Origin of the sequence: Ensifer sp. Root127 (genome assembly GCF_001425225.1) — a bacterium.
Classification (GTDB): Bacteria; Pseudomonadota; Alphaproteobacteria; order Rhizobiales; family Rhizobiaceae; genus Ensifer; species Ensifer canadensis.
Genome location: NZ_LMDX01000034.1, coordinates 200,786 through 221,648 on the forward strand (window position 1 = coordinate 200,786; position 20,863 = coordinate 221,648).

At 63.1% G+C, this 20,863-nt stretch carries 22 protein-coding genes; 14 read left to right on the top strand and 8 right to left on the bottom strand.

Going from position 1 to position 20,863, the window contains the following annotated elements:
* The first annotated feature begins 45 nt into the window (after window positions 1-45).
* From panC to ASD03_RS28445, 5 genes are all read left to right on the top strand, one after another.
* Window positions 46-921 carry a pantoate--beta-alanine ligase gene (gene panC / locus ASD03_RS28425; RefSeq protein ID WP_025427709.1) on the top strand — a complete coding sequence of 292 codons (876 nt, stop codon included), beginning with the start codon at window positions 46-48 and terminating at the stop codon, window positions 919-921.
* Window positions 922-923: 2 nt separating this feature from the next.
* Window positions 924-1,745 carry a 3-methyl-2-oxobutanoate hydroxymethyltransferase gene (gene panB / locus ASD03_RS28430; protein ID WP_025427708.1) on the top strand — a complete coding sequence of 274 codons (822 nt, stop codon included), beginning with the start codon at window positions 924-926 and terminating at the stop codon, window positions 1,743-1,745.
* Between the two features lie 418 nt (window positions 1,746-2,163).
* Window positions 2,164-2,883, top strand: a complete 720-nt coding sequence (locus ASD03_RS28435) for an AzlC family ABC transporter permease (protein WP_025427707.1) — start codon at window positions 2,164-2,166, stop codon at window positions 2,881-2,883.
* Window positions 2,884-2,886: 3 nt separating this feature from the next.
* Complete coding sequence (locus tag ASD03_RS28440; protein WP_025427706.1) at window positions 2,887-3,201, top strand: AzlD family protein; 315 nt, start codon at window positions 2,887-2,889, stop codon at window positions 3,199-3,201.
* 228 nt (window positions 3,202-3,429) lie between these two features.
* On the top strand, window positions 3,430-3,669 hold the full coding sequence (locus ASD03_RS28445; protein ID WP_025427705.1) for a hypothetical protein: 240 nt from the start codon (window positions 3,430-3,432) through the stop codon (window positions 3,667-3,669).
* Between the two features lie 259 nt (window positions 3,670-3,928).
* Here the strand turns inward: ASD03_RS28445 and ASD03_RS28450 are convergent, their stop codons facing one another.
* A complete protein-coding gene (locus ASD03_RS28450; RefSeq protein ID WP_025427704.1) occupies window positions 3,929-5,764 on the bottom strand; it encodes an aminopeptidase P family protein in 1,836 nt (611 codons plus the stop codon).
* Between the two features lie 736 nt (window positions 5,765-6,500).
* Here ASD03_RS28450 and ASD03_RS28455 point away from each other — a divergent pair.
* Window positions 6,501-8,264 carry an adenylate/guanylate cyclase domain-containing protein gene (locus ASD03_RS28455; RefSeq protein WP_025427703.1) on the top strand — a complete coding sequence of 588 codons (1,764 nt, stop codon included), beginning with the start codon at window positions 6,501-6,503 and terminating at the stop codon, window positions 8,262-8,264.
* A 66-nt stretch (window positions 8,265-8,330) separates the two neighbouring features.
* On the opposite strand, the gene ASD03_RS28460 is transcribed toward ASD03_RS28455, so the two are convergent.
* The 4 genes from ASD03_RS28460 to ASD03_RS28470 all read right to left on the bottom strand — a co-directional run bounded on the left by ASD03_RS28460 (window position 8,331) and on the right by ASD03_RS28470 (window position 11,570).
* On the bottom strand, window positions 8,331-9,206 hold the full coding sequence (locus tag ASD03_RS28460; protein ID WP_025427702.1) for a 50S ribosomal protein L11 methyltransferase: 876 nt from the start codon (window positions 9,204-9,206) through the stop codon (window positions 8,331-8,333).
* A gap of 155 nt (window positions 9,207-9,361) precedes the next feature.
* Window positions 9,362-9,961 (bottom strand): SCO family protein, encoded by a 600-nt coding sequence (locus ASD03_RS28465; protein ID WP_025427701.1) that lies wholly within the window; start codon window positions 9,959-9,961, stop codon window positions 9,362-9,364.
* 186 nt (window positions 9,962-10,147) lie between these two features.
* Window positions 10,148-10,306, bottom strand: coding sequence for a hypothetical protein (locus ASD03_RS40060; RefSeq protein WP_200957361.1), 159 nt, complete (start codon window positions 10,304-10,306; stop codon window positions 10,148-10,150).
* 64 nt (window positions 10,307-10,370) lie between these two features.
* The gene (locus tag ASD03_RS28470) at window positions 10,371-11,570 is read right to left on the bottom strand and encodes an NAD(P)/FAD-dependent oxidoreductase (RefSeq protein WP_057217695.1); all 1,200 of its coding nucleotides are present in this window, start codon (window positions 11,568-11,570) and stop codon (window positions 10,371-10,373) included.
* A gap of 148 nt (window positions 11,571-11,718) precedes the next feature.
* On the opposite strand from ASD03_RS28470, the gene ASD03_RS28475 reads away from it, so the two are divergent.
* From ASD03_RS28475 to ASD03_RS28490, 4 genes are all read left to right on the top strand, one after another.
* Window positions 11,719-12,132 (top strand): MarR family transcriptional regulator, encoded by a 414-nt coding sequence (locus ASD03_RS28475; RefSeq protein ID WP_309141651.1) that lies wholly within the window; start codon window positions 11,719-11,721, stop codon window positions 12,130-12,132.
* Between the two features lie 179 nt (window positions 12,133-12,311).
* Entirely contained in the window at window positions 12,312-14,447 is a 2,136-nt protein-coding gene (locus ASD03_RS28480; protein ID WP_038577246.1) for a methyl-accepting chemotaxis protein, read from the top strand.
* A gap of 2 nt (window positions 14,448-14,449) precedes the next feature.
* Window positions 14,450-14,914: a chemotaxis protein CheW gene (locus ASD03_RS28485; protein ID WP_018326507.1), complete on the top strand. Its 465-nt coding sequence runs from the start codon at window positions 14,450-14,452 to the stop codon at window positions 14,912-14,914.
* Between the two features lie 247 nt (window positions 14,915-15,161).
* Complete coding sequence (locus ASD03_RS28490; RefSeq protein ID WP_025427696.1) at window positions 15,162-15,458, top strand: hypothetical protein; 297 nt, start codon at window positions 15,162-15,164, stop codon at window positions 15,456-15,458.
* 82 nt (window positions 15,459-15,540) lie between these two features.
* Here ASD03_RS28490 and ASD03_RS28495 read toward each other — a convergent pair whose 3' ends face one another.
* Both ASD03_RS28495 and ASD03_RS28500 read right to left on the bottom strand, forming a co-directional pair.
* On the bottom strand, window positions 15,541-16,041 hold the full coding sequence (locus ASD03_RS28495) for a CreA family protein (protein WP_025427695.1): 501 nt from the start codon (window positions 16,039-16,041) through the stop codon (window positions 15,541-15,543).
* A gap of 107 nt (window positions 16,042-16,148) precedes the next feature.
* Window positions 16,149-17,393 carry a GGDEF domain-containing protein gene (locus tag ASD03_RS28500; protein WP_025427694.1) on the bottom strand — a complete coding sequence of 415 codons (1,245 nt, stop codon included), beginning with the start codon at window positions 17,391-17,393 and terminating at the stop codon, window positions 16,149-16,151.
* A 248-nt stretch (window positions 17,394-17,641) separates the two neighbouring features.
* Here ASD03_RS28500 and ASD03_RS28505 point away from each other — a divergent pair, with 248 nt between their 5' ends.
* The 4 genes from ASD03_RS28505 (at window position 17,642) to ASD03_RS28520 (ending at window position 20,238) form a co-directional block, all read left to right on the top strand.
* Window positions 17,642-18,316 carry a phosphoribosyltransferase gene (locus ASD03_RS28505; protein ID WP_025427693.1) on the top strand — a complete coding sequence of 225 codons (675 nt, stop codon included), beginning with the start codon at window positions 17,642-17,644 and terminating at the stop codon, window positions 18,314-18,316.
* A gap of 130 nt (window positions 18,317-18,446) precedes the next feature.
* Window positions 18,447-19,088 (top strand): cysteine hydrolase, encoded by a 642-nt coding sequence (locus tag ASD03_RS28510; protein WP_225906331.1) that lies wholly within the window; start codon window positions 18,447-18,449, stop codon window positions 19,086-19,088.
* A 190-nt stretch (window positions 19,089-19,278) separates the two neighbouring features.
* Window positions 19,279-19,740 carry a GNAT family N-acetyltransferase gene (locus tag ASD03_RS28515; RefSeq protein WP_025427691.1) on the top strand — a complete coding sequence of 154 codons (462 nt, stop codon included), beginning with the start codon at window positions 19,279-19,281 and terminating at the stop codon, window positions 19,738-19,740.
* 51 nt (window positions 19,741-19,791) lie between these two features.
* The gene (locus ASD03_RS28520) at window positions 19,792-20,238 is read left to right on the top strand and encodes a DUF488 domain-containing protein (RefSeq protein WP_025427690.1); all 447 of its coding nucleotides are present in this window, start codon (window positions 19,792-19,794) and stop codon (window positions 20,236-20,238) included.
* A 34-nt stretch (window positions 20,239-20,272) separates the two neighbouring features.
* On the opposite strand, the gene ASD03_RS28525 is transcribed toward ASD03_RS28520, so the two are convergent.
* Window positions 20,273-20,575 carry a hypothetical protein gene (locus tag ASD03_RS28525; protein WP_128090488.1) on the bottom strand — a complete coding sequence of 101 codons (303 nt, stop codon included), beginning with the start codon at window positions 20,573-20,575 and terminating at the stop codon, window positions 20,273-20,275.
* Window positions 20,576-20,863 lie beyond the last annotated feature (288 nt).

A 20,863-nucleotide genomic window follows, 5' to 3' on the forward strand; every position in this document is an offset into this window, starting at 1 on the left:
GGGGCGGGGCGCTAGCGGCGCCTTCGCGGATTGGAGGGTCCGGATTTGAAGACCATCACCACCATCACCGAGCTGCGCGCAGCCCTTGCCGAATACCGGCGGGCAGGCAAGACGGTCGGGCTCGTGCCGACCATGGGCTATCTGCATGTCGGCCATATGGAGCTTGTGCGCCGTGCGCGCGGGCAAAATGACGTCGTCGTTGCCAGCATCTTCGTCAATCCGCTGCAGTTCGGCCCCAACGAAGACTTGAGCAAATATCCGCGCGATCTCGCCCGCGATCAGGCGATGCTGGAAGAGGGCGGCGTCGACTTCCTGTTTTCGCCAGGGGTGTCCGACATGTATCCGCGACCGATGGAAACGGTGGTCGACGTGCCGAAGCTCGGCTCCGAGCTTGAAGGTTCCGTGCGTCCCGGCCACTTTGCCGGCGTTGCGACTGTCGTCACCAAGCTGTTCAACATCGTGCAGCCGGACCGCGCCTATTTCGGCGAGAAGGATTTCCAGCAGCTGCAGATCATTCGCCGTATGGTCGATGATCTCGCCCAGCCGGTGGAGATCATCGGCGTGCCGACGGTGCGCGAGGCCGATGGGCTCGCCTGTTCGTCGCGCAATGTCTACCTCAGCGCCGCTGAGCGTGAAGCGGCTGCCATCGTGCCGAAGGCACTTGCCGAGGCCGAGCGGCTGGTCGCGTCCGGGATCACCGATGCCGTCGAAGTGGAAAGGGCCGTGACGGCTTTTCTTTCCGCCGAACCGCTGGCTCGACCCGAAGTCGTGGCGCTGCGCGATCCTGGCACGCTCGAAACAATTCAAGAGATCGGTGACAAGCCGGTGCTGCTGCTGCTCTTCGTGCGCTTCGGCACGACGAAGCTGCTCGACAACCGCGTGATTGCCGCCAAATCCGCCCATTTTGCAAAGGTTGCCTGAGAATGAGCGTACAATCTGCCAGACGCCGCCTGAGCCCTGCCAATATCGAGGCGCTGAAGGGCGAGCGCCCGATCGTCAGCCTGACGGCCTATACGACACCGATTGCCCGGCTGCTCGATCCGCATGTCGATTTCCTGTTGGTCGGCGATTCGCTCGGCATGGTGCTCTACGGTCTCGACACCACCGTCGGCGTCACGCTCGAGATGATGATCGCCCATGGCCAGGCGGTCATGCGCGGCTCGGAGCGCTCCTGCATTGTCATCGACCTGCCGTTCGGCTCCTACCAGGAATCCAAGGAACAGGCCTTCCGAAGTGCTGCACGCGTTTTGAAGGAAACCGGCTGTAGCGCCGTGAAGCTCGAGGGCGGCGCCGAGATGGCCGAGACGGTCGAGTTCCTCGTCAGCCGCGGCATTCCGGTTCTCGGCCATGTCGGGCTGATGCCGCAGCTCGTCAACACCACCGGCGGCTATCGCTCGGTCGGTCGCAACGAGAAGGAAGTGGCCAAGATCCGCCGCGACGCCAAGGCGATCGACGATGCCGGCGCTTTTGCGATCGTCGTCGAAGGCACCGTCGAGCCGGTTGCGCGCGAGATCACCGGGGAATTGCGCTCGCCGACCATCGGCATCGGCGCATCGCCGGCCTGCGACGGCCAGATCCTCGTCTCTGACGATATGCTGGGCCTGTTCAACGACTTCAAGCCCCGCTTCGTCAAACATTTTGCCGAACTGGCGCCGGCGATCTCGAAGGCTGCGGAGGAATACGCCAACGAGGTCAAGGCGCGCACGTTCCCGGGTGTCGAGCATACGTTCCAGGTCAAGCGCTGACACATCTCTTTGCACGACCTGGCCGCGCCAACGAGCACACGGCGACTTTGAACAGGAGGGCGCAGGTCATGCGGCTTGCGCCCTATCCCACTGGGGGAGCGATCTTCGGATAAATGCCCCACCGCCAGGTGGTCGATGGCGAGGCGGCGGTGAAAAAACGGCGATCGCTTATCGACCCGTGCGCATTTCGTTCAAGCCTGCCGCGGTCAGGCATCATAAAATTCAATCATTGTATAAGCGCAATTGAATTGTTGGTCGGGGCGGGAACGCCTATCTGTCCGGCACAGGACGACAGCCGCGCGCGCCTTGAGGTGCACAGTCGCTGTCGCAGTTTTGAAATGCTGCATGTGGCCTTGATCGATCCCGATTAAAGACGGCATGCCGCGGGCGCCCATTGCCGGCGCCGCGGGAGGATTCCATGAGAAAAGACGAATTCTGGGAAGGCGTGCGCGGCGGCTTCCCGATCATGCTAGCGGCGTCACCCTTTGGCGCGCTGTTCGGTGCGCTTGCGGTCGACAATGGTTTTACCATCGCCGATACCGTGTTCATGAGCGCGACGGTTTATGCCGGCGCCAGCCAGATGGTCGGCATCGAGCTGTTCGGCAACCATGTCCAGCCATGGCTGGTGGTGCTTTCGGTCTTCGCCGTCAACTTCCGCCACGTGCTCTATTCCGCCTCGATCGCCAAATACATCCGGCATTTCACCCCGGTCCAGAAGTTCTTTGCCTTCTTCCTGCTGGTCGATCCGCAATATGCCGAGACCGAGAAGCGCGGCGAGCGTGGCCTGCCGGTGACCTTCCCCTGGTATCTCGGCTTCGGCCTGGTGATCTATTTCCCCTGGATCTTCAACACGCTGCTTGGCGCGATCTTCGGTCAGTTGATCGGCGATCCCAAGGCCATCGGCCTCGACGTGCTCTTGCCGATCTACTTCCTCGGCCTGGTGATGGGTTTTCGCAAGCGTGACCGCTTTTTGCCGATCGTTGCGGTTTCTGCCGTGGCGTCGGTTGCCGGCATGCATCTCGTCGGCTCGCCCTGGCATGTCAGCATCGGGGCGCTGGCGGGCGTGCTGCTCGCCGCCTGCCTGCCGCCGACCGAGACGGTTTCGGCACCGCCCGTCGCCATCGAGAAGGAGGCCTGAGCCATGGACCCGCAACACCTCAATCTCATCTATCTGATCATCGCGGCGGCCGTTGCGACCTTCATCACCCGCATCGGTGGCTATGTGCTCATCACCCAGATGAAGCAGATCCCGCCGCGGCTCGAATCGGCATTGAACGCCGTTCCGGCGGCGGTGCTGACGACGCTGGTGGCGCCGGCCTTCGTCTATGGCGGCTTCGACGTCGCGGTCTCGATGTTCGTCGCCTTCGCCATTGCGCTCGGGCTTAATCTCTCCACCTTGCGCATGCTCGTCATCGGCTGGGTGGTGGTGATGCTGATCCGGCATCTCGTCCTGTAGGTTCCTCACCGCCTTTGTGCGGGCAATCCCTGTCGCTGGTCGTGTCGTCGAAGACGGCGCGGGCAGGGCAGGGTGCGCTGAACGCTCCGGCGTTGGCTTCGGGCGCGTCCTGGATTATCATCCTCTGATTGCCGGAGAGGTACGGCTGCGCCGCGCGCCCTGTCTGACGCGCAAAGGTCGCGGTTGCACTTTGACTTGCTGCAGCCTCCCGGTGGTGGAGGAGCGACCATGATTACCAGGATCTCGATTGCCCTTTTGCTCGCGCTTGCGCCTGCGACGGCCTTTGCCAACCAGTGCCCCACCATGATGGCTGCGATCGATGCGGCCATCCCGACGGCCTCTCTTTCCGAGGCCGACATGGCGAAGGTCACGGCGCTGCGCAAGCAGGGCGAAGACCAGCACAAGGCCGGCGATCACGCCGCGTCGGAGGCAACGCTCGGCCAGGCCAAGAAACTGTTGGGAATCTGAAAGGAAAAGCCGGGGCTTCCCCCAAGCCTTTGTGCTTCTTCTTGAAAGCCGGCGTCAGAGCGGGATGAGGAAAACTGCGTGCGGTTTTCCGGCCGCATCCCGCCCCAATTTGCTACAGCGCCGGGCGCTCTCCCGGATTCGCTTGTTGCGCTTTAAGCTCTTGTTTTTGCGCATGTCGTTATCGCAAAACCACTGCGCACCTTTGCGCGACATGCTTTGGGGACTGGAAACGCGCTTCAGCCCCTTCGCAATGCCCCACTCAGCGTGTGATGGCTTTCGTCGCGGTCTTCAGCCAGTTGCGGGTCTCGTCGCCCACCAACAGCGGCATCAGCTTTTCGCGCGTCTCGGCGTGGTAGGCGTTGAACCAGCCCAGTTCCTCGTCGGTCAGCAACGCCGGCAGCACCAGGCGGCTGTCGATCGGGCAATAGGTGATCGTGTCGAAGCCGAGCATCGCCAGGTCGCCGCCGGCGATCTCTTCGGCCGGTTGCACCACGATGAGGTTTTCGATGCGGATGCCGAAGGCGCCGGGGCGGTAATAGCCGGGCTCGTTCGACAGGATCATGCCGGGCAGCAGTTCCTGGGTTGAAAGCCGGGCGATGCGCTGCGGTCCCTCATGCACCGAGAGGTAGGAGCCGACGCCGTGGCCGGTGCCATGGGCGTAGTCGGCGCCAGCCTTCCACAGCGCGATGCGGGCCAAGGGGTCAAGGTCGACACCGCGCGAGCCCTTGGGGAAACGCGCGGTGCTGATGGCGATCATGCCCTTCAGCACCAGCGTGAAGAAGCGCTTCTGCTCTTCCGGAACCGCGCCGACCGCCACCGTGCGGGTGATGTCGGTGGTGCCGTTGATGTATTGCGCGCCGGAATCGATCAGGAACATGGTGCCTGCTTCGATCGCGCGGTCGGTTTCGGTCGTCACGCGGTAGTGCATGATCGCCGCATGCGAGCCGGCACCGGAGATGGTGTCGAAGGAAATGTCCTTGAGTGGGTTTTGCATGCGCTCGCCGACGGTGGCACGGGCGGCTTCCAGCTGGTTGGCAGCGCCGATCTCGGTGACGGTGCCGGGCTCGGCCTTGTCGAGCCAGGCGAGGAATTCGACCATCGCGGCGCCATCCTGCAGATGCGCGCGGGTCGAGCCCTCGATCTCGGCCCTGTTCTTCTGGGCGCGGGGCAGGCGGGCTGGGTCGACGGCCTCGACGACCTTGCCGCCCTTGGAGCGGATCAGCTCGGAAATGGCGAAGGAGGCAAGGTCCGGGTCGAGCATGACGGCAGCACCCGCAGTACTGAGCGTCGACAGGCGGTCGTCGAAGGTCGAGGGTGCTGCGATCTCGGCGATCTGGGTGAGATAGGCTTCCTGCTCGATGCCGGTCTTGCGCTTGTCGAGGAAGATCTCGGCGCGGCCGTCGGCATGGATGATGGCGCGGGCGAGCGGATGCGGCGTGTGCGGCACGTCGGTACCGCGGATATTGAAGGTCCAGGCGACGGAGGAGGGGTCGGTCAAAACCACGGCGCTGGCACCGGCCTTTTCGAGGCCGCCAGCGATGGTCGCGATCTTGTCCTTGGCAAGCTCGCCGGCCTGCTCGATCGGCTGGATGGAGACGCGGCCGAGCGGGGCTGCCGGGCGACCGGTCCAGATGCGGTCGAGCGGGTTGTGGTCGAGGAAGACGAGCGAGCCGCCGAGGACGGCAAGCGCCTTTTCCAGCCGGCGCACTTCAGCGCCTGTGTGCAGCCACGGGTCGATGCCGAGCCTGAAGCCCTTGGTGCCGTTATTTTCCAGCCAGAGATGCGGCGGCTCGCCGATGAGATCGCCGCCGATAAAGACCTGGCCGTCGACCTGTTCCTTCAGCTGGGTCACGTAACGTCCATCGACGAAAACGACAGCCTGACGCTGCGTAATGAGGGCGACGCCGGCGGAACCGGTAAAGCCGGTGAGCCAGGAAAGCCGCTCCGACGATGCCGGCACATACTCGCCCTGGAACTCGTCGGCACGGGGTACGAGAAACCCGTCGATGCCGAGGGCGGCGAAGGTGGCGCGCAAGGCTTCTGTGCGCTCCTTGCCGAACTGGGGCGTGGAGGTGACTTCAAAGGACTGAAACATGAGGGATTTCCGGTAAATTGGGCGGAGAACCGCGGGAAAGATGCGCGATCTTAGCGGAAACGTCCATGGGGAGGAAAGAGGCGAGATCCCGCCGGGCATGCCGGCGGCAGGACGTGCACAGAATCAGAGCATTTCCAGGAAAAGTGCGAAGCGGTTTTCCGTCAGGAAATGTGTAAAAACAAAGAGATAGAGCGTTTTTGCGATTCCGCATAAATCGGAAATGCTTTAGAGGGCAATTGCTCATTTACCATACATATGCGCTTTCTGCATGGCTCCTATGCCAAGAAGCTGCTATCTCTATCGGAATAATAGTTTATAAGCCGCCTCAACGAACACGGACGAACATCCGGTGGTTCAAAAGCCTGCAGTTCCGAGAATAGTTGATCACTCTGTTCTCCTCCTCCCTCAAGGGTGGTCAATTTCGGAACGGTAGACGCCCGCTCGAGCGCTCCTCCTCCTCAGGCTCGCGGGCATGGTTCGGTCTCAAGCCGAACCAGCAGGCGATGCCCCTGGCATCGCCTTTGTTTCGAAGGGCCGCCCGTCATGAAAGACGTGGCGGCCTTTTCGTTTTTCTTCGGCTTGGCTTTTTGGCGCTGGCACCCTGACATCAACGGCTCTTTCGTGCGCCGTTATGGAGCACGTGCCACAAGATGATTTTGCACAAGGTCACAATCCCGATATTGTGGACGAGTTCGGTTTCCCAACAGAGTGCGCCACCCGAAGGAGACGTGGGAGCGTGGTCGAGAAATCAATCCACCGCCGCCTTGTTGCGATCCTCGTCGCCGATGTGGTCGGCTATTCCCGCATGATGGAAGCCGATGAAGCCGGGACGTATGAGACGCTGAAGGAGCGGCGAAGTCATGTGCTCTACCCGGTGGTGCGCGCCCATGGAGGACGCATCGTCAAGCTGATGGGCGACGGCGTGCTGGTCGAATTCGCCAGCGCGATTGACGTCGTCGAGGCCGCGCTCGAGCTTCAGCGGAAGATGGCGGAGGCGAATGCCGGTGTTCCAGAACCCAGCGAGATCCTGCTCCGCATCGGCATCAACATCGGCGATGTCATCGGCGAGGGTTCAGACATTTATGGCGAGGGGGTCAACATCGCAGCGCGACTGGAAGCGCTGGCCGAGCCGGGTGGCATCTGCATGTCCGAGAAGGTGCACAATGAAGTCCGAGGCAAGATCCCCGTCGTGATGAAAGACCTCGGACTGGTGCAGCTCAAGAACATTGCTGCGCCGGTCAGGATCTTCGGAATGGAGACGGCCCGGGCACTGCTCCAAACGACACTTTCTCGCGGCAGGGAATTTACCACCATCGCCGTTCTGCCTCTCACGAACATGTCGGGAAGCACAGAGCAGGACTACTTCGCCGACGGCCTCACCGAGGACATCATCACCGAGCTGAGCCGCTTCCGGAATCTCTCCGTCGTCGCCAGAAACACCACGTTCAGCTACAGGGGCCAATCGGTGAACGTGGCGGAGGTGGGCCGGCAGCTCGGTGCGGAATTCGTCCTCGAAGGCAGTGTCCGGCTGGCTGGCCAGCGCCTGCGCGCCTCGGTGCAATTGATCGACACACAGACAGGGGCGCATGTCTTTGCCGAGAGATTCGATCGCGAAATGGCGGACATCTTCGCGGTCCAGGATCAAATCGTCGATGCGATCATAGGTCGCCTGTTTTTCAATCTTCAAGAGGTGGCCGGGGCCGTTCGCGCAAGGAGTTCGACGACGGATATCTCCGCCTATAGGTCCTGGCTCCGGGCAGGGGCTGCCTGGCGCAACGGTGACGAACAGGGTGCACGCGGGCACATGCAGGAGGCGATCCGCGTCGACCCGACCTATGCGCCCGCTCTCGCCTCGCTAGGATTGCTCTACGCATACTGGCGGTTCAGTGAGCCTGATGCTGCGACAGATGCCGGGCTTGAGGTTGAGTGCCAGGAATATGCCGCGCGGGCGATCGCTGCCGACAGAAACGATCCATTCGTCCTCACCAGCGTTGCTGCATGCTTTCTGTTGGTCGGGAAAATTGACGAGGCCCTGCGCTACTCCGACATTGCGATCTCGATGAGCCCGCGCGACATGAACGTCCTTGTCGCCCGAGGCATGATCCTTTCCTATGCGGGAATGCATGAAGAAGGCTTGGCGCTTGTCGAACGGGGCTGCAAGTTCGAGCCGCTCCTGCCGCCGGCGTTCCTCTCCAGTCTCGGGGACTGCTACTATCTCGCGCGCAGGTTCGATGCGGCATTGACCGCCTACGGAACCCTGATCGATCCGCCGTATTTCTTCCGATTGAACCAGGCGGCCTGTCTCGCCCAGCTCGGCAGGGCGGAGGAGGCGGCAATCATAACGCGCGCGATGCCCGCGGCGTTCGATGCAGACGTCTACGCCCGAAACACCGCGAAGATTTGCTCCTTGTCAGAGGATGCGGAGCTCTGGCTGAACGGCTTCCGCAAAGCCGGCATATCCATCGCTCAGTTCTCCCACCGCCGTCCGGCGAAGGGATAGGCTGCAAACCGAGACCAGGTCAGGCTTTGCGAAGAAACCCTGCGGCTGTCGCTCCGGACGCGTGCCTCACTTCTCCAGGTGGATCGTCACCCAGCCGTTGCGCCAGATGGTGCGGACATGGCGCAGGTGCTGCCCGTTATAGGCGGCAAGCACCTTCCAGCGCTGCTCGGCAAGAATGCCCGAGAGGATCACCGAGCCGCCGGGGGCGAGGTTGGCGGTCAGTTGCGCTGCCATCTTCATCAGCGGACGGGCGAGGATGTTGGCGATGATCAGGTCGAAGGGGCCGTTGCCGCTGAAGGCGGTGGAGTGAAAGCCGGGGGCCGTCGCAAAGGTCATGCCGGTGACGACGCCGTTGCGGCGGGCATTTTCCTCGGCAACGCGGGTGGCAATCGGGTCGATGTCGGTGGCGAGCACCGTCACATGCAGGAGCTTCCAGGCAGCGATCGCCAGCACGCCGCTGCCGGTGCCGAGGTCGAGCACGTTGCGCACCGTGCGGGTGCGCGCCACGGTCGCCAGCACTTCGAGGCAGCCGGCGGTCGTGCCATGGTGGCCGGTGCCGAAGGCCTGGCCGGCCTCGATCTCGATGGCGATCTCACCGGTGCGGACCTTGTCGCGGTCATGGGAGCCATGCACGACGAAACGGCCGGCGCGCACGGGCGCCAGCCCCTCGAGCGACTTGGCGATCCAGTCGATATCCGGCAGCACTTCGCGTTCGATGGCAAGATGGGAAAAGTCGTCGGCAAGCGCCTCCGTCAGCCGCTCGTTGACGCTCTCCTCGTCGGCCGCCATCATGTAGATCGAGGCTTCCCAGACGTCGCGCTTTTCGTCGACTTCCGTCGTGCCGATGGCAAAATCCTCTTCGCCGAAGACCTCGCTCATGCGGTCGAGCACGGCTTCCGCCTGCTTCTCGGTGGTGGTGACGAAAAGTCTGATCTCGCTCAAGGCTCTGTCCTTCGGCTGGCTCTGCATAATCGCCGCACGCCCTATCCGACGTGCGCCGCTGCAAGCCCCCGCCGCTAGCATGAAAGCTTGGCAAACGCAAAGCGCCGGGCGATGCCGGCGCTAGCAAAGATGTTCGATTGGGGCAGGAGCGGTCCTCAACCCTTGGTGAGGTTCTCGAGCTTCTTGATCGCGGTTTCGGGGTTTTCCCCGTAGGCGATGGTGCCGGAGAAGCTGCCGTCGGCGTCGAGCAGGAACACCGAGGCGGTATGGTCCATGGTGTAGTCGCCGTCAGGCTTTTCGGCGTCGAGCGGCACCTTTTTGGCGTAAACGCGGTAGCCCTTGACCATCTCCAGCACCTTGTCGGCCGGACCGGAAATGCCGGTGATGCGCTTGGACACGTTGGAGACGTACTGGCCGAGAATTTCAGGCGTGTCGCGCTCAGGGTCGACGGTGATGAAATAGGCCTGCAGCTTGTTGCCTTCCGGGTCGACCTTTTCCAGCCAGCCGTTCAGCTCGAACAACGTCGTCGGGCAGACCTCCGGGCAATGGGTGAAGCCGAAGAACAGCGCGGTCGGTTTGCCGGAGAAAGCCTTCTCGGTGATCTCCTTGCCATCCTGCGCCACCAGCGTGAAGGGCACGCCGAAGGGGCCGGAGGCGCCCTGCTGCTTCGACTGGGTCATCTCGTAGGTCAGCCAGCCGAGAACGCCGGCCATGACGACGACGGCGGCCCAAAGGGCGATGCGAATGGTTTTCATGCGTGCTACCGATTTAGTTGGGGCCTTGGCCGGCCATATCAGGTTGATCGGCTTTTGATACCGTCTCCGCCGCAGCCACGCAAATGGGACAATTGCCGCAGGCAATCTCTTTGTGTTGAAGCATTTCCGGACGGAAAACCGCTTCGCACTTTTCCTGGAAATCCTCCGGCAGTAATGCCCGTCAGCTCAGATGCACCAGGCAAGGCCGGACTGGGCGAGCGCCAGGAAGATATCGGCGCAGTTCGCCATCCAGCCGCGGAAGGCGAGAAGCGTCACGACGGCAAGCGCCATCGCAAGACCCGCAAGCAGCGGAAGCCGGATCGATCTCTGCGTTCTCGTGTTCATGACCCTATCATAGCATCCGGAGCGCCAAGGGGAAGGGATCTCCGGCCGGGCCGGAGATCGGCGTTCAGGCGGCCGGCAACACCAGCGGGTCGAGATCGGCGCGGTAGCGCTGGACGGCCTGGGTCGTTTTCGCGTCGAAGGGCAACAGAAGCGGCAGGAGAAGATCGCGCAGGAACAGTGCGACCGGGCCCTTTGCCTGCTTCTTGGCGCCACGGCGGCGGCTGATGCGGACGATGTGTTCCACCCGGTCGCGCCGGAGCGTCTCATAGGCCCTGAAGGCCCGGCTCGGCGCGCCATAGGCGGTGAGGCAGGCGGCGAGCACGACGGCATCCTCGATCGCCATCGAGGCGCCCTGGCCGGCATGGGGAGAGACCGCATGGGCGGCATCGCCAAGCAGCACGACGCGATCGTCGAACCAGCGCGGCAGGTGGCCCATGTCGAAGACCGGATAGGCGCGCGGCACCGAGGTGACGGCCGCGGCGATGTCGCGGACCGGGGCGGCGTCGCCGGCGTGCTGGGCGCGGGTGCGGGCGGCAAGGGCTGACGGATCCGGCCGGCCGATCGCCGTCTCCTCGTCGAGCGTGAAGGAATCGAACCAGAACACCGGCCCTTCCTGCGCCTTGATGTAGCCGAAGAAGGCGCTTTCGCCGAACATCAGGCGCAGCACGCCGCCGCTCGACGGCACGTGAGGACAATCGAGAAAGCCGCCGGTGCCTGTCAACCCGGTATAGAGCGGCTCGGGCGAGGCGGGCAATGCGAGGCGCCGCGTGCGCGACCAGACCCCGTCGCAGCCGGCGAGCCAATGCGCATGCGCACTCTCGCCGTTGCCGAAGCGCAAGGTCACGCCGTCCGCTTTCCGCTCGATGTCGATGAGCGCGTGGTCATAGCGAATGTCGACGCCCTGCGCCGACGCTGTCTGGCGTAGCGCCTCCAGCAGGTCGGCGCGACGCAGGGTGATGCTCGCGGCGCCCGCCTGCCGTTGGGCTTCCCGCTCATCGAGCAATGCCAGCCGTCGGCCAGCGGCGTTGAGGATTTCAATGCCGGTCGTCGGGATGCCGAGGGAAGAGACACGCTCGGCAAGGCCGAGCGCGCGCAGCGCATTGATGCCGTTCGGCGCCAGCGTCAGGAAGGCGCCTTCGCCGGACGCCTCCCGCGGCCGCGCCTCGAAGATCTGGACTGAGTGGCCGGTCTGGCGCAGGCGAATGGCGAGGGACAGGCCGGCAATGCCGGCGCCTGTTATCGCGATGGAATTCTGCTTTGGCATATGCGTCTCCAAGGCTTGCGTCCGCTGCAAGCGAAGTTCATATTGTTGCGATGAATGAAAAGTACGATGGATTAATATTTAGATGATCGAAGTAAATTCGTCAAGCCCGGCGCCGGACGGACTCGTCCGAGCAATTGGCGGCGCCGTGATGCGCTGGCAGGATGCGACCCAAGCCTATGACGAGGCGGTGGGCGAGCGGCTGCAGCTCAATGCCGCCGAGCGCCGCTGCCTCGCGTTCTTGCATGCCGGCCCGCGACCGGCCGGCGCGATTGCCGAGGAGACGGGACTGACGCCAGCGGCGGTGACGGCGCTGATCGACCGGATGGAGGCACGCGGCCTCTTGCAGCGGACGCGCAGCGCCGAAGACCGGCGCAAGGTGATGGTGGAAAACACCGATGCAGTGGAGATGCTGACGGCGCCCTATTACCGGCCGATCGCCGAGGAAGGTGCCGGCTTCCTCGCGACCTTTTCAGCCGAGGAGCAGGCGGTTCTGCTGCGCTTTCTCGAAGGGGCGACCGCGCTCCAGCAAAAGCATCTCGCCGCGCTGCGTTTCTCCCCATGATTCGGGGGTCGGCTTAGCGAATGCTTAAGGTCTGTTTGCCAGTGTTTTGCCAACGCGGGTGAAGTGCTTCACCTCTACATGACATGACGTCATCCGGTTTGATCGAGCCCGGCTTTCCGCATCGATTTTAACGGAGGACTTCGCCTGGTTTTGGCAGGTCCGTGACCATGGACTGCCCTATGACCGCAACGTCTGCGCCCCTGAAAAAGAACCTCACCGTCAGCCAGCGGCTTGCCACGCTCGCCGGTGCCGCCTTCGTTGGCTTCGGCTCCGTGCTCGGCGTCGGCTGGTATGAGGACATGCGCTCGAACGAGGCGCTGAACGGGGCGATCACCGCGCAGCGCGGCCTGACCGCCGTCGACGAGATGCGGCTTGCCACCACCAACCTCGTGCTCAACGCCATGGATACCATCGTCGACCGTAACGAAGGCGTGATCCATCCGGAGCGCGCCGCAGGCATCGCAACCACGCTTAGCCTTCTCGAAGCCAGCAAGGCGGATATCAAGACGCTGGCGACGCTGCTCGGCCGGACTGACGCGCTTTCGACCTTCGACGCGGATCTCACCGAACTTCGCCAGGCAATCGGCGTCGACCTGAAGACGCTGGTCGAAGGCAAGGCTTCGACGGAAGAATTCGGCAAGATCGACGACGCGATCGACGGTGCCGGCGAACGGCTTGGTAAAGCACTTTCGCAGCTCTCCGAGGCTGCGACACAACTGGTTCAGACGCGGGTCGACGAAGCGCGCGCCGTTTCGGCCGATGCGCTTCTGCTGCAGACTATAGCCGGTCTCGTCGCCATGGCGACCTTGCTCGGCCTGCTCTGGTTTCACGGGGCGACGTTGCGCCGCGGCATCCTCGGGCTTCGCGACAGCATGCAGCGCATCCAGAAGGGCGAGCTCGGCTCCAAGGTCGAGGCGCTTGACCGTGGCGACGAGATCGGCGTCATGGCCCGCTCCGTCGATCTCTTCCGTGCCTCGGCCATAGAAAAGCAATCGCTCGAGCAGAATGCGGCGGCAAGCCGCCGCGAAATCGAGAAGGAACGCGAACAGCAGCAAAGCGAGCGCGACGAAGCGGTTCGCCGCATCCAGGCTGCGGTCGACAGCCTCGGCCTGGCACTGACGCAGCTTGCCGAAGGCGATCTCGCCGTCACCATCGACCGCCCCTTCGATGGCAAGCTCGATACGCTGCGCCGCAATTTCAACCAGACGGTCGAGCGCCTGCGTGACGTGCTCTTCAACGTCAAGGAAAACGCGCTCTCGATCGAGACGAATGGCCGCCAGATGCGCACCGCCGCCGACGACCTGGCGCGCCGCACCGAAAAGCAGGCCGCATCGCTGGAGCAGACATCCGCCGCCCTCGACGAGATCACGGTGACCGTGCGCACCGCGACCCAGCGCGCCGAAGAGGCGAGCCGCATGGTCGACGAGACCCGCACCAATGCGCAGGAATCCGGCCGCATCGTCGGCGAGGCGATCAGCGCCATGGCCCGCATCGAGGATGCCTCGAACGAGATCGGCACGATCATCAACGTCATCGACGAGATTGCCTTTCAGACCAACCTTCTGGCGCTGAACGCCGGCGTCGAGGCAGCGCGGGCAGGGGAAGCCGGCAAGGGTTTTGCCGTCGTGGCGCAGGAAGTGCGCGCGCTGGCGCAGCGCGCCGCAGGCGCCGCCAAGGATATCAAGACGCTCGTCGGCCGCTCGGGCAACGAGGTCGGCACCGGTGTCCGGCTGGTGCAGGCGACGGGCGAGGCGCTCGGTCGCATCGGCGCCGATGTCGCGCGGATCAACGAGCACATGAGTTCCATCGTCATGGCGGCGCGTGAGCAGTCGACCGGGCTCAACGAAATCAGCACGGCGGTCGGCCAGCTCGACCAGATGACGCAGCAGAACGCCGCGATGGTCGAACAGACCAACGCCTCCAGCCACACGCTGGCGCAGGACGCGGAAAAGCTGACGCAACTCGTCGGCCAGTTCCACGAGGGCCGGACCGTCCAAGCATTGATGCGCTCCAACGCACCGTCGCAGACGACCGCGAGCGTGAAGCCAGTTACGACCGTGAAGCCGGCAGCGCCTGTCCAGACGCGGGCTTCAACGCAGATCGCAGCCGCAACGACGCCTGCAGCTGCAAGGCTCGTACCCAGGGGCACGCACAAGGCGGTGCCTTTGCACAACCTTGCCTCGGCAAAATCGACCTCGCGTCCAGCTCCATCCCCCGCCAAGGCCCTGATGGGCAAGCTAGCGGGCGCATTCGGCAACCAACCGGGCTCCGTGCCATCGACGTCGGCCTCCGGTGAGAATTGGGAAGAATTCTGATCATGTCCAACGCAATCAAGCAGTCCGGTGCCTATCTCGAAATCGTTTCGTTTCATCTGGGCGACCAGGAATTCTGCATCGACATCATGGCGATCCGCGAAATCCGCGGCTGGGCGCCGGTGACGCCGATGCCGCACACGCCGCCCTACGTGCTCGGCCTCATCAACCTGCGCGGCGCGGTGATCCCGGTCATCGACATGGCCTGCCGTCTCGGCATGAAGATGACCGAACCGTCGGAACGTTCGGCGATCATCGTCACCGACATTGCCGGCAAGCTGGTCGGCCTGCTCGTCGAGCAGGTATCCGACATGATGACCATCAAGAGCGAAGATCTGCAGCCGGCGCCGGAGATCATTCCGGAAGCGCAACGTGCCTTCTGCCGCGGCATTGTCGCGCTGGAAAAGACCATGGTCTGCTTCCTCAACCTCGACACGGTGATTGCCGACGAGCTGGCGCAGGCCGCCTGACCACCTTCGAGCCGCGGATTGGCGATGCGCCCTGGGGCTTTCCCGGGGCGTTTCGCGTTTTGCGCGTGGCACGTCGGTCAGAAAGCCCGCAGGTCAAGTTAAACTTGCGTCATGATTTTCACGCTTGGGCGAGGCTATCGTGACAAAACGTCATGAGCGCTGACGGAACAGTTGTACTACTTTAGCGTTGTCGCAGCGTACCTGTTCGGAGGCCGGGTACCGTATTTTTGAAACAGGAGTTGAACCTATGACCATGTCTGTAAGGAAACTCATTGCCGCGCTCTCCGTAACAACGCTCATTGCCGGCGCCGCCGGGCCAGTTCTGGCTGACAGCTACTATCAGGGCATCGACGCGAACAATCCTCCCGGAACACAGTATCGCGCCAGGGTCGCCCCGATGCGCACCACCGTTGCTCCAGTCGATAGGATGTCGACAGGCAGTATCTACAGAACCGTTCCGCGTGCCTACCAGCAGCCGTTAACTGATCGCTATCAGGGTGGTGACGGCGACTACTACCAGGGTATCGTCCCGCCTACCTATTGAGCATCGATGGCCTGACGCCAGTTGTGGGGACTGGCCGGTGACAAAGCCCTCCTGGAACACTCTTCCGGGAGGGTTCGTTTTGTCAGGGCTTCGGCTTGCCTTCCTGCCAGTTGACGGTCTGCCCGTAGAGCGGGATCGTCGTGATCGACATCTTGGCCGAGCCGTCGGTCAGTTCGCGCGAGTGGGCAAGATAGATCAGCGTGTCGTTCTTGCGGTCATAGATCCGGGTGACGAGCAGGTCTTTCCAGATCAAGGACAAGCCGGAGCGGAACACTTCCTCGCCTTCTTTCGAAAGGTCGATGTCGCCGATCTCGATCGGGCCGGTCTGGCGGCAGGCGATCGAGTTGTTGGATGGATCCTCGAACCAGTTGCCGTTTTTCAGCCTATCGATGACGCCGCGATCGAAATAGGTGACGTGACAGGTCACACCCTTGACCTTGGGATCGCTGACCGCGTCGACGATGATGTCGTTGCCGAGCCAGTCGACGCCGACTTCGCCGACGGTTTCGGCCCGGGCGGGAGAGACTGTCGTTACGAAAGCGGCAAGGCTGGCTAGCATCAAGACGCGGAACGAACGGGACATGAATTTCCTCCGGTGGTTTGCACCGTTCACATAGGTTCTGCCCCAATCAATGCAAGATGGCCAGCGCAAGGTGGACACGTGAACCGGGCTGAGCGGAGGTTCCCGGATCAGCCGGTGTCGCGCAGCAGTTGCGGTGCGAGCGAATAGGCCTCGGCAGCGCGAAGCTGTGCGGCGGCAGCGGCAAGCACGCGACCGCTGGCGTCTGGCTGCAGCCTCCCGGCGATGGTGCAGCGGTCGCGTCCGTCGGCCTTGGAGGCGTAGAGTGCCATGTCCGCCCGGATCATCACGTCGGTCATGGTATCGCCAAGGCCCGCGCTGGCAATGCCGATGCTGACAGTCAATCGGATCGGCTGGCCGAAACGTCCGACGGGGGTGACGCGGACCGTACGGCCGATCTCCTCGGCCAGCAGAAACGCTTCGCCTTCGGTATGGTCAGACAGCACCACGCCGAATTCCTCGCCGCCGATGCGGCCGAATGTGCCGCGTCCGGCAAGGCAGGCGGTGACCGTGTCGGCGAAATGGCCGAGCGCGGCATCGCCGGCCGCATGGCCATAGCGGTCGTTGATCTGCTTGAAATAGTCGAGGTCGAGCAGCAGGAAGGCGGCGGGGCGCGCGTGCGCCGTGCACGAGGCAAAGATGCGTTCGCCAAGTTCGATGAAGGCGCGCCGCGACAGCGCTCCTGTCAACTCGTCGCGGGCAATCGTGGTCTTGAGATCGGCGATGACGCGGTCATGAGTCATCAGGATGACGCCGAGAAACAGGATGGGCATGTAGAGCAGCCACATCGCAGCCAGCAGAAAGTTCCAAGCAACAAGGGGAGCCGGGCCCGCCTCGTTCACGGGGGAAGGGGGCGAGATCGCGGCGATCTGCAGGAGCGTGACGCTGGCAATGGCGGCACCGATGACGATTGCCTTCCGTGTTGTCGGGTCGCTCGCTGTGCGCAGCCTCAGGACGGAAATGGAGGCGACCACGAAGACGGCGGCGGCGATGCCGAGCGTGATCAGCGCCCGAGCCGCGGTACTCTCAGCGCCGAACGCAGCCAGAACCGAGATGGTTGCAACCATCGTTGCGCCGAGCGGCAGGATTGCCGGCCTCCAGCTGGGTAGAGCGAAGAACGAGCGGAACCCGGCGAGTACGAAGAGACAGGCGATGGCAAGAAACGCAAAGCCGACAAGCAGCAGCGGCCGGAGAGACTGGATCTCGGCCAGCATCACCAGTGTCATGGCAATGGCTGTCATGGCACAGCCGGAAGCGAACTCCGCAGCGCCTGGCATCGATGATTTCTGCAGCGAAAGCAGTACCGGCAGCATCACCAGTAGGCATATGATCGATAGGGCGGGGAGAAAGCTCATTTCGAAACGGCCTGTCGTGCTAAAATCGAGGAAGGCGGCTTACGTCAATGCCAAATATGCAGGGGTCAATTGGTAGCTTTGGCGCCTTAACGAAACCCGGCGGAAATCGCTGCAATTTTAGCGACTGCCGAAATTGACACGGTTGTCCACCGATGCGGAGTGACAACTGCCGGATGGTCAGGCGTTTCGTCGGCGGTGACGCGGTGCCAGGCGGTTCAAGCGGCCTTCTGCGGGCCGGGAGAGGCGACATGTTCACGGGACCGGTGTTCTTCGAAAACAGGGCCGACGCCGGCCGCAGGCTGGCGCAGGCGGTGGCCGTCGAGGCGCCGCCGGAGCCCCTGGTCATGGCGCTGCCGCGCGGCGGCGTTCCGGTTGCCTTCGAGATTGCCACGTATCTCCGCGCACCGCTTGAGGTGCTGATCGTGCGCAAGATCGGCGCGCCGGGTCATCAGGAATTCGGGCTTGGCGCACTGGTCGATGGCGAAGAGGCGGAACTGGTGCTGAACCGCGAGGCCGTGCGCCTGGTGCGGCCGCCGCGCGGCTACATCGCCGCCGAAGCCGAGCGCCAACGCGCGGAAATCGCAAGACGGCGGGTGCTCTATCTCGGCGATCGCGAGCCGCATTCGCCGAGGGATCGCAATGTGGTGCTCGTCGACGACGGCATTGCCACCGGCGGCACGATCCGCGCGGCGATCCAGGCGCTGCGCCGGACCGGTGTGCGTAGCCTGCTGTTGGCGGTTCCCGTTGCGCCGGCGAGCGCGCTCGCAAGCCTGCGGCCGTCGGTCGACGGCATCGTCTGTCTCTCCACCCCCGCCTTCTTCCGCGCCGTCGGCCTGCATTACCGCGACTTCGAGCAGACCTCGGATGCCGAGGTCATGACCTTGATCAGCAGGGCGAGGGCAGGCGGGTGCGATGACGCTTGAGACGGAGGTTGTTACCGCCAACATCTGCCTCCGGCCGTATTGAAACCTTGGAACCGCCGCGCCACATTCCCGGTGCTTGATTGAAGCGTGAGGACGGCCGCCGGAGGAGGTGGGCCGGAAGAGGGGAATGATGGCAGTTTCACTGGACATTGGGAAAACGCTTGCCGATTTTTGCCGACCGGACCGGATGGCGCTGGTGGTTTATGACATGCAGGCGGGGATCACCAATCAGGTCAAGAATGGCCCGGCGATCCTGGCTGAGGTGCTGAAGGTTCTGGAGGCCGCGCGCGCCGGCGGCTATCCCATCATCTTTCTGCGGCATCTGTCGATGCCGAAGCCGCTGATGGGCGCGTTCCAGATGCGCCAGGCGATGGCCTGGCAGCGCACGGACGATCCCGATGCCGTCAAGCCCTGGTTCCTGCGCGGCACGCCGGGCTTCGAGCTGGTGGCGGAACTGGCGCCGCGCGACGATGAGGCCATTCTCGACAAGATCACGTTCTCGGCCTTCGAGGGCACGCCCCTTGCCATCATCCTGCGCGATCTCGGACTGACCTCGTTTGCCATCTGCGGCATTGCAACCGAAATCGGTATCGATCCGACGGTGCGCCATGGCGCCGATCTTGGGCTGGTGCCGATCGTCATCCGCGATGCCTGCGGCGCCGGCCACCACGAGGCCGGCGAGCGCTCGATGGACAACATCGCCTTCATGGGCGACGCGATCCTGACCGGCGTGGACGAGATCATCGGGGCGATGGCCAAGGGCCGAATGTAGCGGCAGTCTTTGTCGCTGGTCCGCTCCAGCTCGGGCTGTTTCAGTGGGTGCACGGTCCTCGCAATCGCGAAGACCGTGGCGCCTTCGCCCCTTGAGGGCTGAGCACGCCTTGCGCAGGCAGGCTATGAATGGAAAGACATCACGCCATCATCCCCATAGTTCATTCGCATCGATCCAGCAGGATAGAGATATGACCGACGCAGTTCGCATCCGCCCGATTGTCCGCAGCGATTACCAGCAATGGCTGCCGCTCTGGGATGGTTACAACGCCTTTTATGGAAGGTCGGGTGCAACGGCGCTCGATCCTGATATCACCGCAATGACCTGGTCGCGATTCTTCGATGCTTACGAGCCGATGCACGCGCTGGTGGCCGAAAACGAGGGACGGCTGGTCGGGCTCACCCACTACCTCTTTCACCGCAGCACGACGTCCATCGGGCCGAACTGCTATCTCCAGGATCTCTTCACCAGCGAAGCTGCGCGCGGCAAGGGCGTTGGCGCGGCATTGATCGAAGGCGTCTACGAGGCCGCCCGCACGGCCGGCTCGCCGCGGGTTTACTGGCAGACACATGAGACCAATGCCACAGCGATGGCACTTTACGACAAGGTGGCGGAGCGTTCAGGCTTTCTCGTCTACCGCAAGATGATCTAGGCTTTAGCTTGGCTGAAGGCTGTGTGACAGCGGGCAACTGGGGTGGACGCGATGGACAACGTGCAGGTTTCTACGATCGGCTTCACAAAATCATCGGCGGAAGATTTTTTCGATCGCCTGCAGAAGGCCGGCGTCAAGACGATCGTCGATGTCCGGCTGCACAATACCTCGCAGCTTGCCGGCTTCGCCAAGGCCAATGACCTTGCGTTCTTCCTGAAGAAGATCGGCGGTATCGACTATGTGCACCAGCCGCTTTTTGCGCCCACCGAGGCGATCATGAAGGCCTACAAGACCGACAAGGGCGACTGGAAGACCTTTTCGCGGGACTTTCTCGACCTGATGGCGGAGCGCAAGGTCGAGCAGCACGTGAAGCCGGAGGCGCTGCAGGGCGCCTGCCTGCTCTGCGCCGAGGACAAACCGCACCGCTGCCACCGCACCCTCGTCTGCGAATATCTCAACGATCGTTGGGGAGGCCGCCTTCGCGTCGAGCATCTGTAGGACCTGACAGTCGCCAGCAGCTGTGCCGTCTCCTTCAACCGTCACGCTCTTGATGAACGCTCCCGTACTCGCAAGCTGTTTGAACAACATCAGCCTTGTGGCCATGGTCGCGATGGTAGGCAAGGAGTAGTGAATGTAGCTCGGCAAAAGTAATGGCAAGGCCGTGCGAGACCACTAGGAGCCCTTTGGGTGTTCCAAACATGCCGCTTCGCCGAATCTTCGCGCCAATTTTCTTATGTAGGCGGCCGATCGTGTTCGGATCGAGTGTCAACACAATCATTTTTTGTTTGTGATACTCGATCGGATTGAGGCCGACGATCGCGGGCCAGGGGATCATGCTCGGAGCCAGTCGAGCATCGCTAAACCCCTGAGGGGACAACATGATAACGCTGCGTCGCATCGGAACGTAGAGGACGAGTACACCCAGGAATGCAGCGGGCCAAGCTATCGAGCCGAGATAGCGGGCGAACAACAAGCGACCAGAACCTGCTTCTACACCCAGTTCAGTACAGTTGTTAGGGAAGCCGCCGACAGTGCTGCGGCGGCGGCGAGGATTCCTATCAATTGGGGCCAGGATTTTTTGACTTCGACGGTGCGGGAGGTGTCAATCATATTGGCCGTTCCG

Coding starts and splice junctions, on each gene's coding strand:
- ASD03_RS28525 (WP_128090488.1), bottom strand. CDS start 20,575: ATGATCCCCTGGCCCGCGATCGTCGGCCTCAATCCGATCGAGTATCAC.
- ASD03_RS28500 (WP_025427694.1), bottom strand. CDS start 17,393: ATGAGCTTTCTCCCCGCCCTATCGATCATATGCCTACTGGTGATGCTG.
- ASD03_RS28475 (WP_309141651.1), top strand. CDS start 11,719: ATGCGCTGGCAGGATGCGACCCAAGCCTATGACGAGGCGGTGGGCGAG.
- ASD03_RS28465 (WP_025427701.1), bottom strand. CDS start 9,961: ATGAAAACCATTCGCATCGCCCTTTGGGCCGCCGTCGTCGTCATGGCC.
- ASD03_RS28520 (WP_025427690.1), top strand. CDS start 19,792: ATGGACAACGTGCAGGTTTCTACGATCGGCTTCACAAAATCATCGGCG.
- ASD03_RS28445 (WP_025427705.1), top strand. CDS start 3,430: ATGATTACCAGGATCTCGATTGCCCTTTTGCTCGCGCTTGCGCCTGCG.
- ASD03_RS28485 (WP_018326507.1), top strand. CDS start 14,450: ATGTCCAACGCAATCAAGCAGTCCGGTGCCTATCTCGAAATCGTTTCG.
- ASD03_RS28480 (WP_038577246.1), top strand. CDS start 12,312: ATGACCGCAACGTCTGCGCCCCTGAAAAAGAACCTCACCGTCAGCCAG.
- ASD03_RS28450 (WP_025427704.1), bottom strand. CDS start 5,764: ATGTTTCAGTCCTTTGAAGTCACCTCCACGCCCCAGTTCGGCAAGGAG.
- ASD03_RS40060 (WP_200957361.1), bottom strand. CDS start 10,306: ATGAACACGAGAACGCAGAGATCGATCCGGCTTCCGCTGCTTGCGGGT.
- ASD03_RS28495 (WP_025427695.1), bottom strand. CDS start 16,041: ATGTCCCGTTCGTTCCGCGTCTTGATGCTAGCCAGCCTTGCCGCTTTC.
- ASD03_RS28515 (WP_025427691.1), top strand. CDS start 19,279: ATGACCGACGCAGTTCGCATCCGCCCGATTGTCCGCAGCGATTACCAG.
- ASD03_RS28510 (WP_225906331.1), top strand. CDS start 18,447: ATGGCAGTTTCACTGGACATTGGGAAAACGCTTGCCGATTTTTGCCGA.
- ASD03_RS28435 (WP_025427707.1), top strand. CDS start 2,164: ATGAGAAAAGACGAATTCTGGGAAGGCGTGCGCGGCGGCTTCCCGATC.
- panB (WP_025427708.1), top strand. CDS start 924: ATGAGCGTACAATCTGCCAGACGCCGCCTGAGCCCTGCCAATATCGAG.
- ASD03_RS28490 (WP_025427696.1), top strand. CDS start 15,162: ATGACCATGTCTGTAAGGAAACTCATTGCCGCGCTCTCCGTAACAACG.
- ASD03_RS28505 (WP_025427693.1), top strand. CDS start 17,642: ATGTTCACGGGACCGGTGTTCTTCGAAAACAGGGCCGACGCCGGCCGC.
- ASD03_RS28470 (WP_057217695.1), bottom strand. CDS start 11,570: ATGCCAAAGCAGAATTCCATCGCGATAACAGGCGCCGGCATTGCCGGC.
- ASD03_RS28440 (WP_025427706.1), top strand. CDS start 2,887: ATGGACCCGCAACACCTCAATCTCATCTATCTGATCATCGCGGCGGCC.